At 51.4% G+C, this 16,728-nt stretch carries 14 protein-coding genes, 1 tRNA gene and 1 pseudogene; 10 read left to right on the top strand and 6 right to left on the bottom strand.

The window, feature by feature from the left end; genetic code table 11:
• Nucleotides 1-100: 100 nt before the first annotated feature.
• A complete protein-coding gene (locus PY793_RS06370; protein WP_275177257.1) occupies nt 101-2,353 on the top strand; it encodes a TonB-dependent siderophore receptor in 2,253 nt (750 codons plus the stop codon).
• A 128-nt stretch (nt 2,354-2,481) separates the two neighbouring features.
• On the opposite strand, the gene PY793_RS06365 is transcribed toward PY793_RS06370, so the two are convergent.
• The gene (locus PY793_RS06365) at nt 2,482-2,982 is read right to left on the bottom strand and encodes a hypothetical protein (RefSeq protein ID WP_275177256.1); all 501 of its coding nucleotides are present in this window, start codon (nt 2,980-2,982) and stop codon (nt 2,482-2,484) included.
• Between the two features lie 372 nt (nt 2,983-3,354).
• Here PY793_RS06365 and PY793_RS06360 point away from each other — a divergent pair, with 372 nt between their 5' ends.
• The 4 genes from PY793_RS06360 to PY793_RS06345 all read left to right on the top strand — a co-directional run bounded on the left by PY793_RS06360 (nt 3,355) and on the right by PY793_RS06345 (nt 6,775).
• Nucleotides 3,355-4,068 carry a hypothetical protein gene (locus tag PY793_RS06360; protein ID WP_173957033.1) on the top strand — a complete coding sequence of 238 codons (714 nt, stop codon included), beginning with the start codon at nt 3,355-3,357 and terminating at the stop codon, nt 4,066-4,068.
• A 131-nt stretch (nt 4,069-4,199) separates the two neighbouring features.
• Nucleotides 4,200-4,424 carry a type II toxin-antitoxin system VapB family antitoxin gene (vapB, locus tag PY793_RS06355; protein ID WP_173957034.1) on the top strand — a complete coding sequence of 75 codons (225 nt, stop codon included), beginning with the start codon at nt 4,200-4,202 and terminating at the stop codon, nt 4,422-4,424.
• A complete protein-coding gene (vapC, locus tag PY793_RS06350) occupies nt 4,424-4,828 on the top strand; it encodes a type II toxin-antitoxin system tRNA(fMet)-specific endonuclease VapC (RefSeq protein WP_275177255.1) in 405 nt (134 codons plus the stop codon). The genes vapB and vapC overlap by 1 nt, the downstream gene beginning before the upstream one ends.
• A gap of 735 nt (nt 4,829-5,563) precedes the next feature.
• Nucleotides 5,564-6,775 carry a phospholipase D family protein gene (locus PY793_RS06345; protein WP_275177254.1) on the top strand — a complete coding sequence of 404 codons (1,212 nt, stop codon included), beginning with the start codon at nt 5,564-5,566 and terminating at the stop codon, nt 6,773-6,775.
• 171 nt (nt 6,776-6,946) lie between these two features.
• Here PY793_RS06345 and PY793_RS06340 read toward each other — a convergent pair whose 3' ends face one another.
• From PY793_RS06340 to PY793_RS06325, 4 genes are all read right to left on the bottom strand, one after another.
• A complete protein-coding gene (locus PY793_RS06340; RefSeq protein WP_275177253.1) occupies nt 6,947-7,828 on the bottom strand; it encodes a restriction endonuclease in 882 nt (293 codons plus the stop codon).
• A gap of 357 nt (nt 7,829-8,185) precedes the next feature.
• Entirely contained in the window at nt 8,186-8,569 is a 384-nt protein-coding gene (locus tag PY793_RS06335) for a hypothetical protein (RefSeq protein ID WP_275177252.1), read from the bottom strand.
• A complete protein-coding gene (locus tag PY793_RS06330) occupies nt 8,541-9,566 on the bottom strand; it encodes an RNase A-like domain-containing protein (RefSeq protein WP_275177251.1) in 1,026 nt (341 codons plus the stop codon). Before PY793_RS06330 ends, PY793_RS06335 begins: the two co-directional genes overlap by 29 nt.
• Before the next feature lie 341 nt (nt 9,567-9,907).
• Nucleotides 9,908-10,459, bottom strand: coding sequence for a hypothetical protein (locus PY793_RS06325; RefSeq protein ID WP_275177250.1), 552 nt, complete (start codon nt 10,457-10,459; stop codon nt 9,908-9,910).
• A gap of 825 nt (nt 10,460-11,284) precedes the next feature.
• Between PY793_RS06325 and PY793_RS06320 the strand changes: the two genes are divergently transcribed.
• The 3 genes and pseudogenes from PY793_RS06320 to PY793_RS06315 all read left to right on the top strand — a co-directional run bounded on the left by PY793_RS06320 (nt 11,285) and on the right by PY793_RS06315 (nt 13,551).
• Entirely contained in the window at nt 11,285-11,593 is a 309-nt protein-coding gene (locus PY793_RS06320; RefSeq protein WP_173957039.1) for a HigA family addiction module antitoxin, read from the top strand.
• A gap of 624 nt (nt 11,594-12,217) precedes the next feature.
• A pseudogene (locus tag PY793_RS14195) lies at nt 12,218-12,367 on the top strand (helix-turn-helix domain-containing protein); the annotation flags it as partial.
• 17 nt (nt 12,368-12,384) lie between these two features.
• On the top strand, nt 12,385-13,551 hold the full coding sequence (locus PY793_RS06315; RefSeq protein WP_275177249.1) for a tyrosine-type recombinase/integrase: 1,167 nt from the start codon (nt 12,385-12,387) through the stop codon (nt 13,549-13,551).
• A 3-nt stretch (nt 13,552-13,554) separates the two neighbouring features.
• Here the strand turns inward: PY793_RS06315 and PY793_RS06310 are convergent.
• Nucleotides 13,555-13,629, bottom strand: a tRNA-Val gene (locus PY793_RS06310).
• Between the two features lie 66 nt (nt 13,630-13,695).
• Between PY793_RS06310 and PY793_RS06305 the strand changes: the two genes are divergently transcribed.
• Together PY793_RS06305 and htpG are read left to right on the top strand one after the other, a co-directional pair.
• A complete protein-coding gene (locus PY793_RS06305; RefSeq protein WP_408744675.1) occupies nt 13,696-14,640 on the top strand; it encodes an N-formylglutamate amidohydrolase in 945 nt (314 codons plus the stop codon).
• Between the two features lie 138 nt (nt 14,641-14,778).
• Entirely contained in the window at nt 14,779-16,674 is a 1,896-nt protein-coding gene (gene htpG / locus PY793_RS06300; RefSeq protein ID WP_275177247.1) for a molecular chaperone HtpG, read from the top strand.
• Nucleotides 16,675-16,728: the final 54 nt, after the last annotated feature.

Here is a 16,728-nt window from a genome sequence, read left to right as displayed (position 1 = left end):
TAAGGGTGTCTCCGACTTCCGACACATGCGGATAAGTCCTGAAAGTATAACATATTATCAGCATACAAGCGGCACCATCCGCTCATGCGAGGGGTAAAGTATGCAGCGCAGAACCGTTTCTTATGCGGCTCTTCTAGTCTTTTTCATAAGCAGCGAAGCTTTTGCAGCCGACGGACAGGAAAGAACGGATATTTCTGATAACCCGGGAGCAAGCCAACAGGTTCGGCCTGTACGACCGGGCAAAGCTTCCACACAAGCCTCCCCTGCGCATAAAGCCCAGGACGCAATGGCGCTAGAAGAGTCGATTGAAGTGCGGGCCCGACGCTCTTCAACAACAGCCTCCTCAGCGACCAAGAGCGATACGCCGCTCGTCGAGACAGCCCAATCCGTCACCGTGATCACACGGAACGAGATGGACGTGCGTGGTGTGCTCAATCTCAATCAGGCTGTCCGTTACGCGGCAGGTATCACCGCTGATACGCGTGGCGGGGAAGGGACACGTTACGACCTGTTCGATCTGCGCGGCTTTACTGTTCCGACATTCCTTGATGGGCTGAAGGTTCAGGGAAGTCCCAACGGCTTTGCCGTACCCCAGACCGATACCTCTCGCCTCGAACGTGTCGAACTTCTCAAAGGGCCAGCATCTTCGCTGTACGGTCAGTCCAGCCCCGGGGGGCTGACTGCATTGTTCAGCAAGCTCCCTACCAGCCGACAGTTTTATGGCGACATTAATACGACTGGCGGCATGTTCGACCTCTATCGCGTGGATGCCGATGTCGGCGGCTTCGCCTCAAAGGACGGTAACGTCCGCTACCGTCTCTACGGCACAGTAAACGGTCAGCACAGCCAACTCGCCCGGACGGGGAGCAGACGCTTTTCCATCAGCCCCGCCTTCACCTTCGGTGGAGAGGGGCCAACAACGCTGACTTTGCTGGGCAATTATCAATATGACCCCGAAAACGGCTCCTACGGCGCAGTTCCGCTCTACGGCTCGCTCAGGCGAGCCACGTACGGCTATCTTCCACGGAATTTCTATGACGGCGATGTACCGTCCGAGAAATATAATCGCCGTCAGGGCTCGATCACCTATATTCTCAACCACCGCTTCAACGAGGATTGGAGCTTTTCAACACGTGGTCGTTACGACGACATCATGACCAACTACCGCAGCGTCTATACCAACGGAGATTATGATAGCGACGATGGCCGAAGTGGCGAAATGCTCGCCCGTAATGCCTATGGCGCACGCGAACATAGCCACAACCTCGCCTTCGACAGTCAGTTCAAGGGGCATGTCAGCACCGGGCCGTTCCACCATGCACTGATGTTCGGGGTCGACTACATGCAACAGCACGCACACGACCAGGAAGCCTCGGGCAATGCCCCCGACCTGGATGTTCTACACCCGAATTACCACCTCGGAATCCTTGGTCCACTCACCCCGTCACAGGACAACGTTGCCCGCTGGAATCAGGTCGGCACTTATGGTCAGGATGAGATACGCTGGAAGCGCCTGATCCTGACCGGAAGCCTGCGTAACGACTGGTATCACTCCCGCCAGCTTGAATATCTGTCCCAGTCCGACACACGCCAGAGCGCGCGGCAGATCACCTGGCGCGCATCGGGCCTTTATCATTTCGATTTCGGGCTTGCACCCTATATCAGCTACTCGACTTCCTTTCAGCCACAGGTCGGCGCTGTATCCACTAACGGCGGATTGACACAGCGCCAGGCCAATCCCTCCACAGGCAAGCAACTCGAAGGCGGCATGAAGTATCAGCTTCCCGGCACTCCCGTTCTGTTAAGCGCAGCAGGCTTCCATATCGAGCAGAGCCATGTTCTTGTTGCCGTTCCCAATACCGGATACAGTCTGGAAAGCGGATTGGTTCATTCGGATGGCTTCGAATTTGAAGCTCATGTGGATGTTTATCGTAATCTTATGATGACGGCCGCCGTCGGCTTTCAGAACGTACACGATGATTCGACCGGTAAGCCTCTGGTTCAGTCCAGCAAGGGGAATGCTTCACTGTTCGCTTTCTATACGCTGCCTTCTGGAGCGCTCAAAGGGCTCGGGTTTGGTGGCGGCATGCGGTATTCGTCGAAAATCTATGGGGGAGAGTCCGCACAAGGCAGCGTATGGCTTCCGCAATATGCTCTTTTCGACGGGTCGGTGAGCTACGACCTCTCCAACCTGTCCCGTTCACTACAGGGTTGGAAAGCATCGGCCAGCGTACGCAATATTTTCGACAGGCATTACATCGCCAATTGTTTTGCTGGCACATCCGGCGGTGAAGGATCATGCTATTTTGGCGAGCGGCGCAATGCCCAGGCGAGCATCGGATATAGCTGGTAAGCTTTGCTTCGGCTCACTCGTGCCTTACTTAAGGCCTGCCAGAAATTGTCGAGGAATACCGCCCGGATACCGTATCCATTATTCAACGTGTGGAGAGAACACCCGGAGTATCCATCGGGGATTCCGCCTTAAAACGAACCCCATCCTCCACACACAACGGACAGAAGAAAGGATACAACAGGCGTGAGGCTTAATGATATCCACACAGCCTTCAGCCAACGCCTGTCTTTCTCAATCATTTTTGTGTTTTCGGCTGTGATATAGGACGCGGTGTAGGCCATCCATAAAGTGGCATGCGTCTCATCGCGTTCAGGCACGTCCGATAGAATGGTGTCCACCATGTCAGGACCAACGTTTTTGGATAGAAGAGTGGTGGCGTAAAGGCCCATAGCGCATAGGCAACTTGTAATTCCAAAGCCTAGCGCCATAAACGCGCAGACCATGGAATATTCCCGTTGGGAAAATGCCCCGGCCAAAGATGCCGTAGTCAGGGTCACTGATAACGGAAGAACAGTTCCAAGTCTTCCCTTAATCCTATCGAAGGAGAGCGCTGCCTCCTGGTACCCTGCGTCAGCAAGCGCTCTTTTTTCTTTTGCCAGCCACAGAGCAAAATTTTTATCGTCGGTCATTCCAGCCCTCTCCGTGCGGCGATATATGCCAGTTATTGGCAAGACGCGATAGCTGTTATGCTCCTCGTCTAAAATTCACGCTAAAGCGACTTACCGGGATGAAATGCGCACATGGTGAGGCTTGTAAAGCGGCACGGATACATCTTCCAAATAATGGAAACCGACACCGGTAGTTGCCGTTTGAGAAGAATAAATTTTCAGCGGGAGACATGGTTAAAACCGCAGAATACTGCGGCTCAGGAATGGTGGGCGCAACAGGGATTGAACCTGTGACCCCTACCATGTCAAGACTGGCGGACTCCAAAGAAATCAAAGGCTTAGAGAGTCAAACACGCTCAAATACGGCACGCACGATTAAGGAAAAATCGTGCTATGCGTGCGAGCAACGTACCAGAAACAGACTTTGTTGTCACGGATCATCTCTTACCTCAGACCAATACGCGAGCTCATAACGATCAAGCTGATGCACGTGAATTAATCGACGGTTGTTCGGAAGCTGATCTTCAACACGCAAAACAAATGAACCGTGGGAGATTATCTACGGCTGATGCTGGTCGCCTAGCCCGACAGGTTGCGCGCTGGCATCAAGCAGGCAGAATCACGGCAAAAGCGGTAACGTTAGCAGACGCCATGATCTGGACACTTCGACGTGCCGGGGCACGCTATATCAAAGTCAGCTTGTCGAAGTTGGCGGAAAAATCAGGTGTAGGGCGGGCTAGTGTAGCCCGCTTGCTACCGGTTCTTGAACGGCTCGGCCTGTTTCGGAAGATTAAGGTCAGGTTACTCCTACCGTGGCGGGGCGGCCTAGCATCAAGGCAGGGGTCTAACGTCTATGAACTGGCTAAACCCGCAGAAATCTGCGCTCCAGATACAGAGTCTCACCGTAAGACGGTTAATATAAAACCACGATATTTATCTATCTTACTACCAAAGAACTGGCGCAAATCAGAACGCGACAAACCCATTTTGAGCAATTCAAGCCCGAAAGTGCCAACTGCTGCTGAACTGCAAGACGCGTTTACACTCGAATGGCAACAAACCCGACGACAGAAAGCCATTTACAACCTCAATACGAAGCTCGAGTAAGCGCAGCCATGCAGGTTAATTAGCCATTGAGATAGATTTGAAAGACTTACCAACCTCAGATGAGATGAATTGTGTTGGCTGAATCGCATCGATTTGTATATACTATGGATATATCCCTCATGGAGTGCACGATGTTCACCCGTACAACTCTCTTCCTTTCGAACCGCTCTCAAGCCGTCCGCCTGCCTAAAGCTGTCGCCTTCGATGGCAACCTTAAGGAAGTTGTGATTATTCCAGACGGTGCACGCCGTATCATTGCACCCGCTGATGCTGCGTGGGATGATTTTTTTGCTGCACCGGGTATCAATCTGCCTCAGCGTAACCAGCCCGCTCTGCAGATGCGAGAAAGCTTCTGATGCTTCGCTATCTTCTGGATACGAATTTTTGCATCCGAGTGCTGCGCGATCGTCCACAAGGCTTACGGGAACGTTTTAACGAAACTGCGGAAGCACTCTGCATCTCAGATGTTGTGCTTTACGAACTTTTATATGGTGCGGAAAAGTCCCAGAATCCGGCAAAAATCCGACGTGAAGTGGAACATTTTGCGGCCCGTCTCTCAGTTTTGCCTTTTGATGACGATGCTGCAGCTCATACAGCAGAAATTAGGGCTGATCTGGAGCATCGTGGGGGCGTGATCGGTCCCTATGATCTGATGATTGCTGGACATGCACGAAGCAGAGGTCTTGTTGTAGTAACCGGAAACCTTCGTGAGTTTACCCGGGTAAATGGTCTACGTTCCGAGGATTGGATGGCTGATTAAGCCAAGCACAAAAATCGACTATCCAGCCCGCCAATGCACACTGCCAATCTTGTCTTTGCAAACAGCAAAAAACTTATACCAAATTCCACAACTATTGCAGTCATGACCAGCAAATAAAATGCCTCCATCATTGAGGACATCAGTGTGTTTATCTGGCAGGATAATCTCCCCGTTTTATTTCCGTAAGAAGAAGCGACAACGGTAAAGAAAGATTATATCATTCTGTCTGCCGATCCAGCGGAGTCCGAAGACCGTTCTGTATCCATCGAAGGCATGGAACGCGGGCAAAGGGCGCAGTTGATCCGTAAAACCCGTAACGATCTCGGTTTGTCTCAAGTCGAATTAGCCAGTTGTCTCCGCGTTCCTGTCAACATGTTACGAGAATGGGAACGGGCACGGGCGATGGCCCCTGACTTCGCTGTAGCCTACATTCGGGTCATTGCACGACACCCCGATGATGGCTGATGAGGTCAGATATCTGGCCCTTCAATGCACAAACTATAGGCAAACTGGCGTATGGCACACTGCGGTATTGGCCTTTATCCCGTGTTGTCCGACGTGAAGAGGAGCGGTGTGTGGCTGGAATGGGGGGCAAGCGGAAGGTCGGTTTTGGGGTGATCACAATTGAACATCGCCATCCATGGCGGTTTCGGTTAAATTTCTATGAAATTCTATGTGCACTGCAACGCAGTTGCTAAATCTAATTCTGAGTAAGATTAAAAGAAAAGTATAGGCATGAAAATATCTCTGGTAAACGCGGAATCAACGGCACGTAAACTTTCAGTGCTCATTCGCAAGCACGATAGTATTTCAATCGCAGTTGCTTGGGGAGGCATCACGGAAGTCGCTGAGACACTCCTCGCCCATAGCCAGAAGTTTGAGTCTGTTCTCCTTGGTGTTGACTTCTCTGCAACCGAGGCCGCTCTTGTCGAGCGCCTTGTTGATGTACCCAACGCGTATGTAGCAAAAAACCGTCCAGGCTGCTTTCATCCGAAGATTTTTTACTTCGAGACTGCTGACAAAGCAGAGGCGATCATCGGCAGCGCCAACTTCACCAAAGGCGGCCTTGGCCCCAATTTCGAGGCGGGCGTTCATGTGATAGGGAAGACCAACGACCCTTTCTTCGAACAGGTCCGCGACCAGATAAAAGCCTACGCGCAACTCCGCCTCGCAATCACATCCGAGTTAGCTGAGAGCTACAAGCGCCAGACTAAGGCTGTTGCGAGCAAGTCGAGGCAGAAGAGCCCGATCTTACCGAATGATCGCAAGGGGTGGGCACGGATGAATTCGCCGCTCGCCAAAATGGAGTGGCCGCAATTCGTCAAGCTCGTCCGTCGCGATGAATATCATGACTTCAAAAAACGCATGAAACTCGTGCAGGCTATACAGCAAATTTTCTCGCGTAATCCCTCGTTCGCAAACCTCTCATTGGCCGAGGCTAAAGGTATTGCCGGTATGCTGGGCAAGAATGATGCGGAGGCCGCGGGGCTGACTAATTTCGAGTGGGGCTGGTTCGGGTCAATGGGTGCTGCTGGCACCTTTTCTGAACTAATCGGGCTCGAAGACGACGCGCTTGCTGCCGCGGTCGATATGATTCCATCCCGTGGGGACGTGACGGAAGCCCAGTTTAACAACTATGTCTTAGCTTTTACTGCTACCTTTTCAAAATCCGTTCGCGTAGCCCGGTTGGCACCCGCCACCCGGCTACTCGCTATGAAGCGCCCGGATGTCTTCGTCTGTGTGAACAGAGGTAACATCAATGCCCTCGCGGAGGCGCTCTCTTTCGCGCCAACGACCACTAAGCTTGAAAACTATTGGGCGCGTGTGATTGAACCCATTAGGCAGGCGCCTTGGTACACGGTCGAACGGCCCCGCGGGCGCGATGCAGCACTATGGGACGCTCGAGCAGCCATGCTTGACGCAATCTATTATCGGCCGACTATCTAATAAGCGTTCCCGAAGCCGCAGTTGCCTCACTGTCACGACTTCGGGAATGACGATATATACCGCTAATGTGTCATAAGCTGTCATTTTAGAAGACAGAAAACAACAGAATGTCTTTTGTTTGGTGACTTTACTAACGAAGCAGTTGTTTCAAAAATACGACCTCTACCACTACTATCGCGTCTGTCCGTCTTTGGTCAGAAAGATTGTTTTGCCGCTTTCGACATCTTTTATGATGGCTTTAACAAATTCATCAGCAGACATTTTGATAGGGTCACATTTTGTTACCTTAACAGAATAATCTATTGTGACTGCATTAATATCAATGCTTTCTGTCGCGGTCTTCAAAATATGGTTTGGAAAATCAAATCTGTGAGTCGCAAACTCGATATCTTCATTACTGTGAGGTAGTTTTTTACGAAGACTCTCAAAAGTTTCGATGGGATTGTCTTGAGAATCAAAAATCAGGGGATCATGATTCAGAAACTGAACGGCGATTTCCTGCCCCGGTTGGTAGTGAGTGAGTGCAGTAGATGACAGGTCCGGTCGAAAGGCCAAAATGTTGGGTTCGACGATATTTATTTGTAAATGTAATGTTCGTAATCGCCCATTCCAGTCTGCATCGACAGGCGTCTTCCTGATTTCTTTAATATTTATACCATAATGACTTGCATATTTTATGGCTCCAGATTGATAACCTACTGTTGTTGCAAAAATTCCCTGTAAATTAGGGATATCAACAAGCACGCCGTAAAAGTCTCGTATGCGACCGATTGAAACACTGGTATCATAGCTTTTACACTCAATAGCTATTTTATGAAGACAACCAACCAGCCTGAACTCCCAATATACGTCGATTTGGTGCTTACAGCCAGATTTTCCTGTGAGTTTGGTATTGTGCTCTACTGTCACATTTTCCACACCCTCGACCGCAAGTAGTGCCTCATACACTGCTTTGACGAAGAGTTCGTAATCTGTACCTTTCGTCACTGAATTCTGTTCAACTTCTTCATTTGCCGTTGTGGTGTATTCGTCAGGTAATTCGTTTTCAGTCATCTCAAATCCTCTTCTCAAGGGCGTGTTTGAAAACGCGAACAGGCAACGATAACAATCCGTCTTGCATTTTGGCACTCAAAAAACACAGGATGACCGCAATATTTGTAGGCGGTCTGGCTTACCAACTCGTATTTTTAAACAGGCTCTATGAAAGATCAAATTTAGCCGATTTGTATGTCTGCTATGTGGGAATTATTTTGAGACAATGTATGACCGACATGAGGCGTCTGCCGCCTGTCTGCTCCCACAATGTAGAACAGACAGGCAGGTCAGGGAGGGGAGTAGAAAGTCTGCTTCTAAGACATCAGCACATGAAAGCAGACATTTCTGTATTTGGTGTTGGCGAACGACAGGCCTCTACGTATTTGGGTCAATCTCTCTTCCAGCCTGCACTTCGGGGTCTTTTTCAAAAGCGTGCAAGACGGCTGACCAGAACGCCCGCAGGCTTGGAAAGCTGCCCCAGTTTGGTGGTTCTTCAACATCCGCCGTAGGACTTATGCTGATCAAAACTAAAGTCGCGCGGTCGATTTCTGCATCATTGCAAGCTAATAACGTCTTTAATTCTTTGATCGTTTGTAGCTTAAATGGCAGACGACGCCCTTGCGGTGCATCTTCAATAACCTCTGCCAAAGTGTCGCCAAAGAGATCCGTATCCTCTCCAAATGAACTGGCACCAAGATTTTTTATACGCGGGAATACGTCAAGGATATCATCATTGGTAAAGTTTAACAGTTTGAACATAGTAAGCCATCCCGTTGTGTTCTTTTTTGGTAATTGAAACTTCGATGCGTCGCGCCGCTTTGCGCTGCCGATTGGCGCTCTCGATTACGACACCTCCCTTTCCAGATGTATATCCGTCAATGGAAAGTCTTTCTCCATCTCTGGCATTCCTGAGCCAAGTATCAATCTTGTGGGAGTTATCTCTAAGTGCTTTGTGAATAGCATGTTCGGCTTCTTCTTTTGATGTAAAGAATGAAACAACAGACTGCTTTTCTTTCGTGAACCGGCGTTCGATATATTCGTCGGTTGGATTGACGTGCTTTCGTAGCACATGTCCGCCTGCCTTGCGATTATGTGGGGGGGCCTCATGGTGGTCGAGATTAAGCCGCTTCTGTCGATGTGGTAATAAAAGCTTATGGGAGGCCTCATGGTAGTCGAGATTGAGTTGATTATGCCGATATGATAACGAAATATTCTGGTTGGTGGGTGTCCTCGTCGGTTGGGGTGTGTATGGTGAAGCCCGGTGGAAGTGCTCCGTTGTGATGTCAGCACGCCTGAAGGTCAGCCGGTTCGCATCCGCAGATACCACACGAATAGCCCGGGTTGCAGCGAAAGACCCCGCTGCGTGCAGCAGTGCCCCGGGGATCAGGGCGTCTGCTGCCGAACCTGCCAGACCTGCAATGGCGGGAGACGCATGCGCCATTAGTGCTGCGTTGCGGACCGCGCGTTCAGTCCGGGTTTGGGGTGGTGTGCCTGTATTCCATGCACGTCGTCCTGCGGCCATCATGTCAACGCCGTGAGCGGCAAGGGCAATACCGGCCATTTTACTGATTACCGGCTCAGGCGCGCCCAGAAGGCCAGTGGCCCCGGCCATTTCCGCAGCCCCGAAGCCTATCGTGGCCAGTCCTTCGGCCCGGTTGATTGTTTGTTGGCTCGGCAGATAACGCCTGACAATGCTGACGAGTTGATGTTCGCTCATGACAAATGTCAGAGCGGGATGCTGGTTGGTATTCGGCATGGCGTGTCCTGAGAACGCAGACACAAAAAAGCCCGCCGGTGAAGGCAGGCTTTGCGTGTCGCAGGGGTGATCCCCGCCGTGACCTATGGCATGGCGCTTTTTCGGAAGGATCATGATTTTGTAGGAAAGTACTGGATCAGTGAATATCACTATCCGAACTATAGCTTGTATGTAACAAAAACTGCGCGCAGATACCAGATGGAAAACAGGGTGGCCCGAACTTCACCAATGTCCGGTATGCAGAATGTTATCCAGCCAATTACATGTCTGACATGAGGCGATACCCGCCCGTCTCCTTCCCATGAACCTCACTAGAAGACGTTGCGCCGTGTTACTTTCCCTTATAATGGAAGCGCGCATTCCGACGCCAGAGCCGATGCCTCCCAAGCCTGCTGTTCCTCAAGTTCAAGAAGCCAGTTTTGAGCGTTATCCAAAGTAACAAATGCCATGTTTTTTGCCGCGACTAGGCTTTCTTGCCAACGTGGCCATTCCGGGCTGTACCCGCTCGAATGAGTTAAATTTACTAGCCATCGTCCTTTACTCTTGGGAGCTAAGGTAATGATGAAATCTTCGATCCGTGCTGTGTGCGAGCCATCGCCCAGTTCAGTCCAAACAACGTCACCGTAGTTGTTCAGCAGTCGACGCTTAAAGCGCACCATCTGATGCACCAAGGCAAGCAATTCACCCGACACCTTTACCTCGCCATCTAAGGCTCTGTTGATACCTCTAAGGATTGTCTTCCGCGACCGGTAATCACCAAGAGAAACCATCCGGTCAGCCAGATCTACCGGCGTCCACTGTAGGTTAGCTAGAGCACGCCGCATGTCCGCGGCTAGATCTTCCGCTGTGCGTTCATTACCAAATACCAACTCGTCTTCGTCAAGCACGGTCATTGTGGATCCCCCCTCTCATACGAGTGACATATTGTCACCCATATGGCGACAGTCAAGAGGACCATACATTCTCTCGCGAAAAATGGAGGTTCGGCTACCTCGATTTGGGATTAGACGCCTATGGGGTCGGTTGGCTGCGTTGCCATAGGTGAGAGTAGCGAGAGGGGGGATTGGCGAGCATGTCCGCTTCTTAGTGCCCGTCCCGCGAAATGAGGAGTTCCGCTTTTCTCTCACTTACACCGGTCGGCTCAACGGAAACAGAACGGACTGGCATCAGTCGCCCTCTTCTCGGACACTGGGTAAGACTTTGTCCTTTCGTAAAGCGGACATTCATTCGGTGGCCCCCACCTAAAGGTAGCTATTATAGAATTTTTCGACTTCATTAGATTTGTGGCTTACCGTTATGCGCAGATTTTGACCGATAATCGCGGCTTTTGCCGATTTTTTTGCGCAAATTTCGAATAAACACGGGTTTTTATCGGTTTTGCCGGTGTCCGAGATCACTAATTGGCTCTAATATCAGCCGTTAGGCTGGGCAAGACAGGTGGTGTGGACCCACGGCAAGCCGAGGGTCCACACCACACCCTTATTCGCGCAAACGCTCAACGGGGTCTTGTCCTGCGGAGCAACGGCTACCGCCGTAAAACGCTAGAAAAGATTTAGCCGCTAAAACTGAGACACTAAATCTCGCCCCACTAAGGGCAAAGAATAGTCAATGAGCCGTCATGATCTTCAGTGTATGCGGATAGAATCACACATCACTTTTGATCTTAATCACAAGATGCTTTTATTATAGACATCCAACAAACAATACAGGAGCACTCGATGAGGCCCGCCCCTAACCGCTGCCCCACACATCCGGGCGAAATACTGCGGGATGACGTTCTTCCGGCTCTTGGCAAATCGAAAATCAAAATTGCCGCGTTGCTCGGTATTTCCCGCCAACACCTTCATGATATTTTGTCAGAGAACAAGCCAATCAGTCCGGTTGTTGCTGTTCGTATTGGCAAGCTCTGCGGTAATGGCCCCACCCTTTGGAACAGAATGCAATCGGCTTATGATGAATGGCAGGCTGTTAAAACTGTCGATGTGAGTGAAATTCCTACTCTACATGCGGTAGAAATGACACCATGATGAAAGGCCCGGTTCAGGATAATCTGAGCGGGCCTTTTTTGGTTTACTAGACAGGCCACTTCCCAAGATCGGGAACTACAGCAAAAATTTAGCCGCTAAATCTTTGCCTCTCATTATATCAAGAACTGTGCCGTATAGTTCCGCATGTTCTGATTATGGGAAGAACATTCTATCCGGAAATATAAGCACTTTCATACAAAATAAATGCTTCATAAATTATGGATTGAATTGGTTCTTCATTAGCGGTTGAGGTAACCCTATAATTAAAAATCCAAATCATATAAATATATTATTTCTTTTTTTAAAATAATACCTTGATTGAAACAAAAAAGGCCGTCATAAACATGACGACCTTTTCCGTTGGAGTTCAGTGTTAGACGCACTTAACCCCGACGAACCGCTGACAACTACTCAAGCGATCCGACATCTTGGTTAGTATAGTACCTAGGTTAAGCTGGTATTTCAACCATGGAACGGGCTGTTTGATACGGAGAAAATAAAATGTCATTAGAAAATTTAAGCCGCAATAAGAATTTTATTTTTGATAGCAGCTCCAGATTTCTTTTCTAATCTACCATCTTTTTCGATGTATATATCTTTTTTCTTACTAGTAAGGCTTACTAGATGAAGATGTTTTATTTCACTGAAAGAGATGCCGCTGCACATCTTGGCATTTCCGTCTCCACTTTACGACGAGAAAGATTAGATGGTCGCATTGGCTATCTAAAAATTCGTTTTCGTGTGCGCTACACACAAACTCATATTTCTGATTATCTACTAAGAAATGAACAATGCCCGACCATATCTTCAGAATTGGGAAACACTTTCTTGGAAAACGCCCCAACTCGGATGCATGGTGCGCGTGCTGGTATGAACCACATACCAGACAAACAAAGCGAGCATCTCTTGGCACAACAGTTTTTCAGGAAGCCCAAATAAAGCTGGCTGCATTTGTTACTCAGAATGCCCATCGACGCAATGAACCCGCAATCGACACGACAATTGCATCCGTTTTTATGCGGTATTACTCTCAGCACTCACAAAGCACACGCAGCTCTGGCTCGAACCGACGCGCTCTAGAATTAGTGCTTGAAGCCCTAACACCTGGTCTTTGTGTTTCTGATTACACGCTAACAGAACAGAAGCGTATAGCGGGGCATCTGCAAAAAAACGGCTTATCTACTGGTTATACCCGTCGAGTGATGGGTATTGCAGCCGCAGCTCTAAACTGGTCATGGAAAAATGGTGAGATAGACAAACAAATGCCAATCACCTTGCCCTCTGAGGGGGAAGGGAGACAACGCATCATGACGATACAGGAGATGGTGCAACTATGGGATGCCGACATGCCCCCACACATGCGGGTATTTGTCGCCTTATTGATTGGCACAGTCTCTCGACCAGAAGCGCTCTTACAGCTTACACGCGAGCAATGCGACCTGACTCATGGGATTATTGATCTCAATCCCCCCGGTCGAGAACGGACCAAAAAGCGACGTCCACGCGTACCAATGGCACATTTCCTTCGCCCAATCATTGAAGCTGCTGGACCTGGTTCCCTTATCACCTATCATGGCAAACCAATTGCCAAGATCAATAAGACTTGGCGGGCCGTGCGCCGTAATGCGGGGCTACCAGAAGAAATTGTTCCCTACACAATTCGTCACACAATGGCGACAGAGCTTATAACCCGGGGAGTGCCTGACATAGAGGTTGCAACCTTTATGGGCCACGCCATGCCCAATCTCCGCACGACTGGGCGCTATGTCCATGTCCGACCGGACTATCTTAGCAACGCCAGAAAGGTTATTGACGAAATCGCAAGCACCATCGACCGGGCTGCAACCCAGTCGATGGTAAATCTCAATATGCGTGCTATTCGCGTGCTAGACGATCATGCAGAAGGTAAGGAGCCAACTGCTGATGCCCCAGAAAACCTTGGTTTTCTGCCACTCTAGGAATGGTGGGCGCAACAGGGATTGAACCTGTGACCCCTACCATGTCAAGGTAGTGCTCTACCGCTGAGCTATGCGCCCATTCCTGATGTGTGTGGCCCTTTTATCCTCCTTGCCTTGCAAGCGCAAGCCCACAATAGTGGGAATATGAAAAATTTTGCGTCTTCTTTATTTCCACCCAGCCTGAAGCGGTTGTTTCAGCATCAGCAGGACACGCAGGAAGAAAGCACAGCCATCATGCAGGCCGCACCCAACCCGGTACTGGTCTGTGGCGCACCTGCAACCGGCCCCGTGGTGCTTGCCTCACCCCATTCGGGGCATTTTTACCCTGAAGCGTTTATACGTATTGCCCGTCAGCCCCTCGACATTCTGCGCAGTGGTGAAGACAGTTTTGTAGATGCACTGGCCCTTGGTGCCCATAATCTGGGGCCACCGCTACTGAGCGCCACCTTCCCCCGGGTGTTTTGCGATGTAAACCGCGCGGCATGGGACCTGGACAGCCGGATGTTCCATGGCGCCATTCCTTCTTTTGTCGCACCATCCGACCGGGGGCTGGCTGGCTTGGGTTCCATACCCCGCATTGTCGCAGACCGCCGTCCCCTTTACAGGCAACGCCTCCCTTTTATGGAGGCCGCCTTGCGCATCCGCCATTACTGGATGCCCTACCACGCAGCCCTGGCGGATCTGCTGCAAGCAGCGCACGCGCGGCATGGTTTTTGCCTGCTGCTGGACCTGCACTCCATGCCCGATGCCCCGCAGGCAGGCTCGCCCGACTTTGTGCTGGGCGACCGTTACGGCACATCCTGCGTGCAACGCCTGACAGACCTGGCGGAACAGACCCTGCGGGGGCTGGGTTTTAAAACCGCCCGGAACGCACCATATGCCGGTGGGTATATTACACGCCATTACGGCCGCCCCGCCCAAAACATGCACGCACTGCAAATAGAAATGCGGCGCGGCCTGTATATGGATGAAGCCACATACACCCCGCATGAAGGATTTGCCGCCCTGTCCGATGCCCTGACCATTCTGGTCGGCCAGATACTGGCGCATTTTCCCGCGCAGGAAAAACCGGAACACAATTCTGGCTGACAAGCCCTAGCCAGATATTGAAAACAGGCCCGCTCCACCACATCTGTGCAACCAGAACAGGCAGGGATGCACGACCACATCAGGTATGGCATACACTGCCCGTGTGCAGAGTTTATAAAAAGCAACAGGGCCAGTAGCATGACAGAAACAGCCACCAACGCCACAACACATAAGGGAAGTGAAACACGCGAGTTCAGCGCCGAAGTGGGGCGGCTGCTCGATCTGGTTGTGCACTCACTGTATTCCGAACGCGAAATCTTCCTGCGTGAACTGGTCGCCAATTCAGCGGACGCTACCGATCGCCGCCGTTTTGAAGCCCTGACCGATGCCGCACAGGCCCTGCCCGAAAACGCCAGGATCAGCATCAACCCCGACAAGGACGCCCGCCTGCTGACAATCAGTGATGACGGGTCGGGCATGAGCCGGGATGAACTGGTCGCCAACCTTGGTACCATTGCCCGTTCTGGCACCCGCGCTTTTGGCCAGAAGCTTGAAACTGCCAGCCCCGAAGACCGCCCAAGCCTGATTGGCCAGTTTGGCGTTGGTTTTTACGCGGCCTTCATGGTGGCGGACAAGGTGGATGTTGTCTCCCGCCGGGCCGGGTCGGATGAAGCATGGCGCTGGTCCTCCGATGGTAAGGGAGCCTACACGCTTGAACCCGCAACACGGGAAAAAGCAGGCACGGACATTACGCTCCATATCAAATCCGATGCGGATGAATTTCTGGACCCGTGGCGGTTGCAAAGCATTATTCGCAAATGGTCAGACCATATTGCATGGCCTGTCACCATTATGCGTGATGGCAAGGAAGAAGCCGCCAACGAAGGTACAGCCCTGTGGCGCAAGTCCCGCAATGACGTAACGGAAGAACAGCTGGAAGAGTTCTACCGCCATATTTCCCACAACTTTGACAAACCGTGGGATACACTGCACTGGCGCGCAGAAGGAACGATGGAATTTTCAGCCCTGCTGTTCATCCCCTCTTCCCGCCCGTTCGAGTTTGGCGAGCAGATGCGCGAGAGCAAGGTGCGCCTGCATGTGCGCCGGATGTTCATTACCGATGATGCAGAAATCCTGCCCCCATGGCTGCGCTTTGTGCAAGGTGTGGTGGATACGGAGGATCTGCCGCTCAATGTCTCGCGCGAGATGTTGCAGGCAACACCCGTTCTGGCCCGTATCCGCAAGGCGGTGACCACCAAGGTTGTAAACGAGCTGAAAACCCGCGCCAAGGATGCAGAAGCCTACACAACTTTCTGGAACAACTTTGGCCCCGTGCTCAAGGAAGGCATGTGGGACGACCCCACCTACAAAACCGATGTTGCGGCCCTCAGCCGCTTCCGTTCCAGTGCAGTAGAGGGCCTGACATCACTGGACGATTACGTAAGCCGCATGAAGCCCGAACAGGATGCCATTTACTACGTAACAGGCGACAATGCAGACGTACTGAACGCCTCCCCGCAGATAGAAGGCTTCAAGGCCCGTGGGGTGGAAGTACTGCTGCTGTCCGACCCGGTGGATTCCTTCTGGCCAGAACGGCTGGGTACGTATGAAGGCAAAAACCTGCGCAATGTGGCACAGGGCCTGAATGACCTTGAAAAATTTGGCGTGCCAGAAGCCAGCACCGCCGAAAAAGCGGATATGAGCATACTGCTGCCAGCCCTGAAAACCGCTCTGGGGGATACTGTATCCGACATTCGGGCAACCGACCGTCTGGTGTCCAGCGCCATGGTGCTGAGCGCACCGGAAGGAGGGCCGGACCTGCAACTGCGCAAACTCATGCAGCGAAGCGGGCAGGATATTCCGGACGTAACCCCTGTGCTGGAACTTAACCCCGCACACCCCATTATCCACACTCTGGCGCAAAAAGTGCAGGCCGGGAACACGATTGATACACTGGCCCGTATCCTGCTTGATGTCGCCAGCATCCAGAATGGCGAAACACCAAAGGATGTTAACGCATTTTCCCGCCGGATCATGGATTATCTGGCCGGTAGCATGCAAGGCGCCAATACACAACAAGGTCAGGCAGACTGACCGTAAGGGAGCCCACTCCCTTACACCCGCAGGGCAGAACGGCTGGGGCAGAAG

This window comes from Acetobacter fabarum (assembly GCF_029069195.1).
GTDB classification, from domain to species: Bacteria; Pseudomonadota; Alphaproteobacteria; order Acetobacterales; family Acetobacteraceae; genus Acetobacter; species Acetobacter fabarum_A.
Note: the sequence above shows the minus strand (reverse complement) of the source record. Positions and strands in the feature narration are given on the sequence as shown.

Excerpts from the sequence above, each read along its gene's own strand:
- PY793_RS06340 (WP_275177253.1), bottom strand. The coding sequence starts at position 7,828 with ATGACTGAAAACGAATTACCTGACGAATACACCACAACGGCAAATGAA.
- vapB (WP_173957034.1), top strand. The coding sequence starts at position 4,200 with ATGTTCACCCGTACAACTCTCTTCCTTTCGAACCGCTCTCAAGCCGTC.
- PY793_RS06335 (WP_275177252.1), bottom strand. The coding sequence starts at position 8,569 with ATGTTCAAACTGTTAAACTTTACCAATGATGATATCCTTGACGTATTC.
- PY793_RS06315 (WP_275177249.1), top strand. The coding sequence starts at position 12,385 with ATGCCCGACCATATCTTCAGAATTGGGAAACACTTTCTTGGAAAACGC.
- htpG (WP_275177247.1), top strand. The coding sequence starts at position 14,779 with ATGACAGAAACAGCCACCAACGCCACAACACATAAGGGAAGTGAAACA.
- PY793_RS06305 (WP_408744675.1), top strand. The coding sequence starts at position 13,696 with ATGAAAAATTTTGCGTCTTCTTTATTTCCACCCAGCCTGAAGCGGTTG.
- PY793_RS06365 (WP_275177256.1), bottom strand. The coding sequence starts at position 2,982 with ATGACCGACGATAAAAATTTTGCTCTGTGGCTGGCAAAAGAAAAAAGA.
- PY793_RS06345 (WP_275177254.1), top strand. The coding sequence starts at position 5,564 with ATGAAAATATCTCTGGTAAACGCGGAATCAACGGCACGTAAACTTTCA.
- vapC (WP_275177255.1), top strand. The coding sequence starts at position 4,424 with ATGCTTCGCTATCTTCTGGATACGAATTTTTGCATCCGAGTGCTGCGC.
- PY793_RS06370 (WP_275177257.1), top strand. The coding sequence starts at position 101 with ATGCAGCGCAGAACCGTTTCTTATGCGGCTCTTCTAGTCTTTTTCATA.
- PY793_RS06325 (WP_275177250.1), bottom strand. The coding sequence starts at position 10,459 with ATGACCGTGCTTGACGAAGACGAGTTGGTATTTGGTAATGAACGCACA.
- PY793_RS06320 (WP_173957039.1), top strand. The coding sequence starts at position 11,285 with ATGAGGCCCGCCCCTAACCGCTGCCCCACACATCCGGGCGAAATACTG.
- PY793_RS06330 (WP_275177251.1), bottom strand. The coding sequence starts at position 9,566 with ATGCCGAATACCAACCAGCATCCCGCTCTGACATTTGTCATGAGCGAA.
- PY793_RS06360 (WP_173957033.1), top strand. The coding sequence starts at position 3,355 with ATGCGTGCGAGCAACGTACCAGAAACAGACTTTGTTGTCACGGATCAT.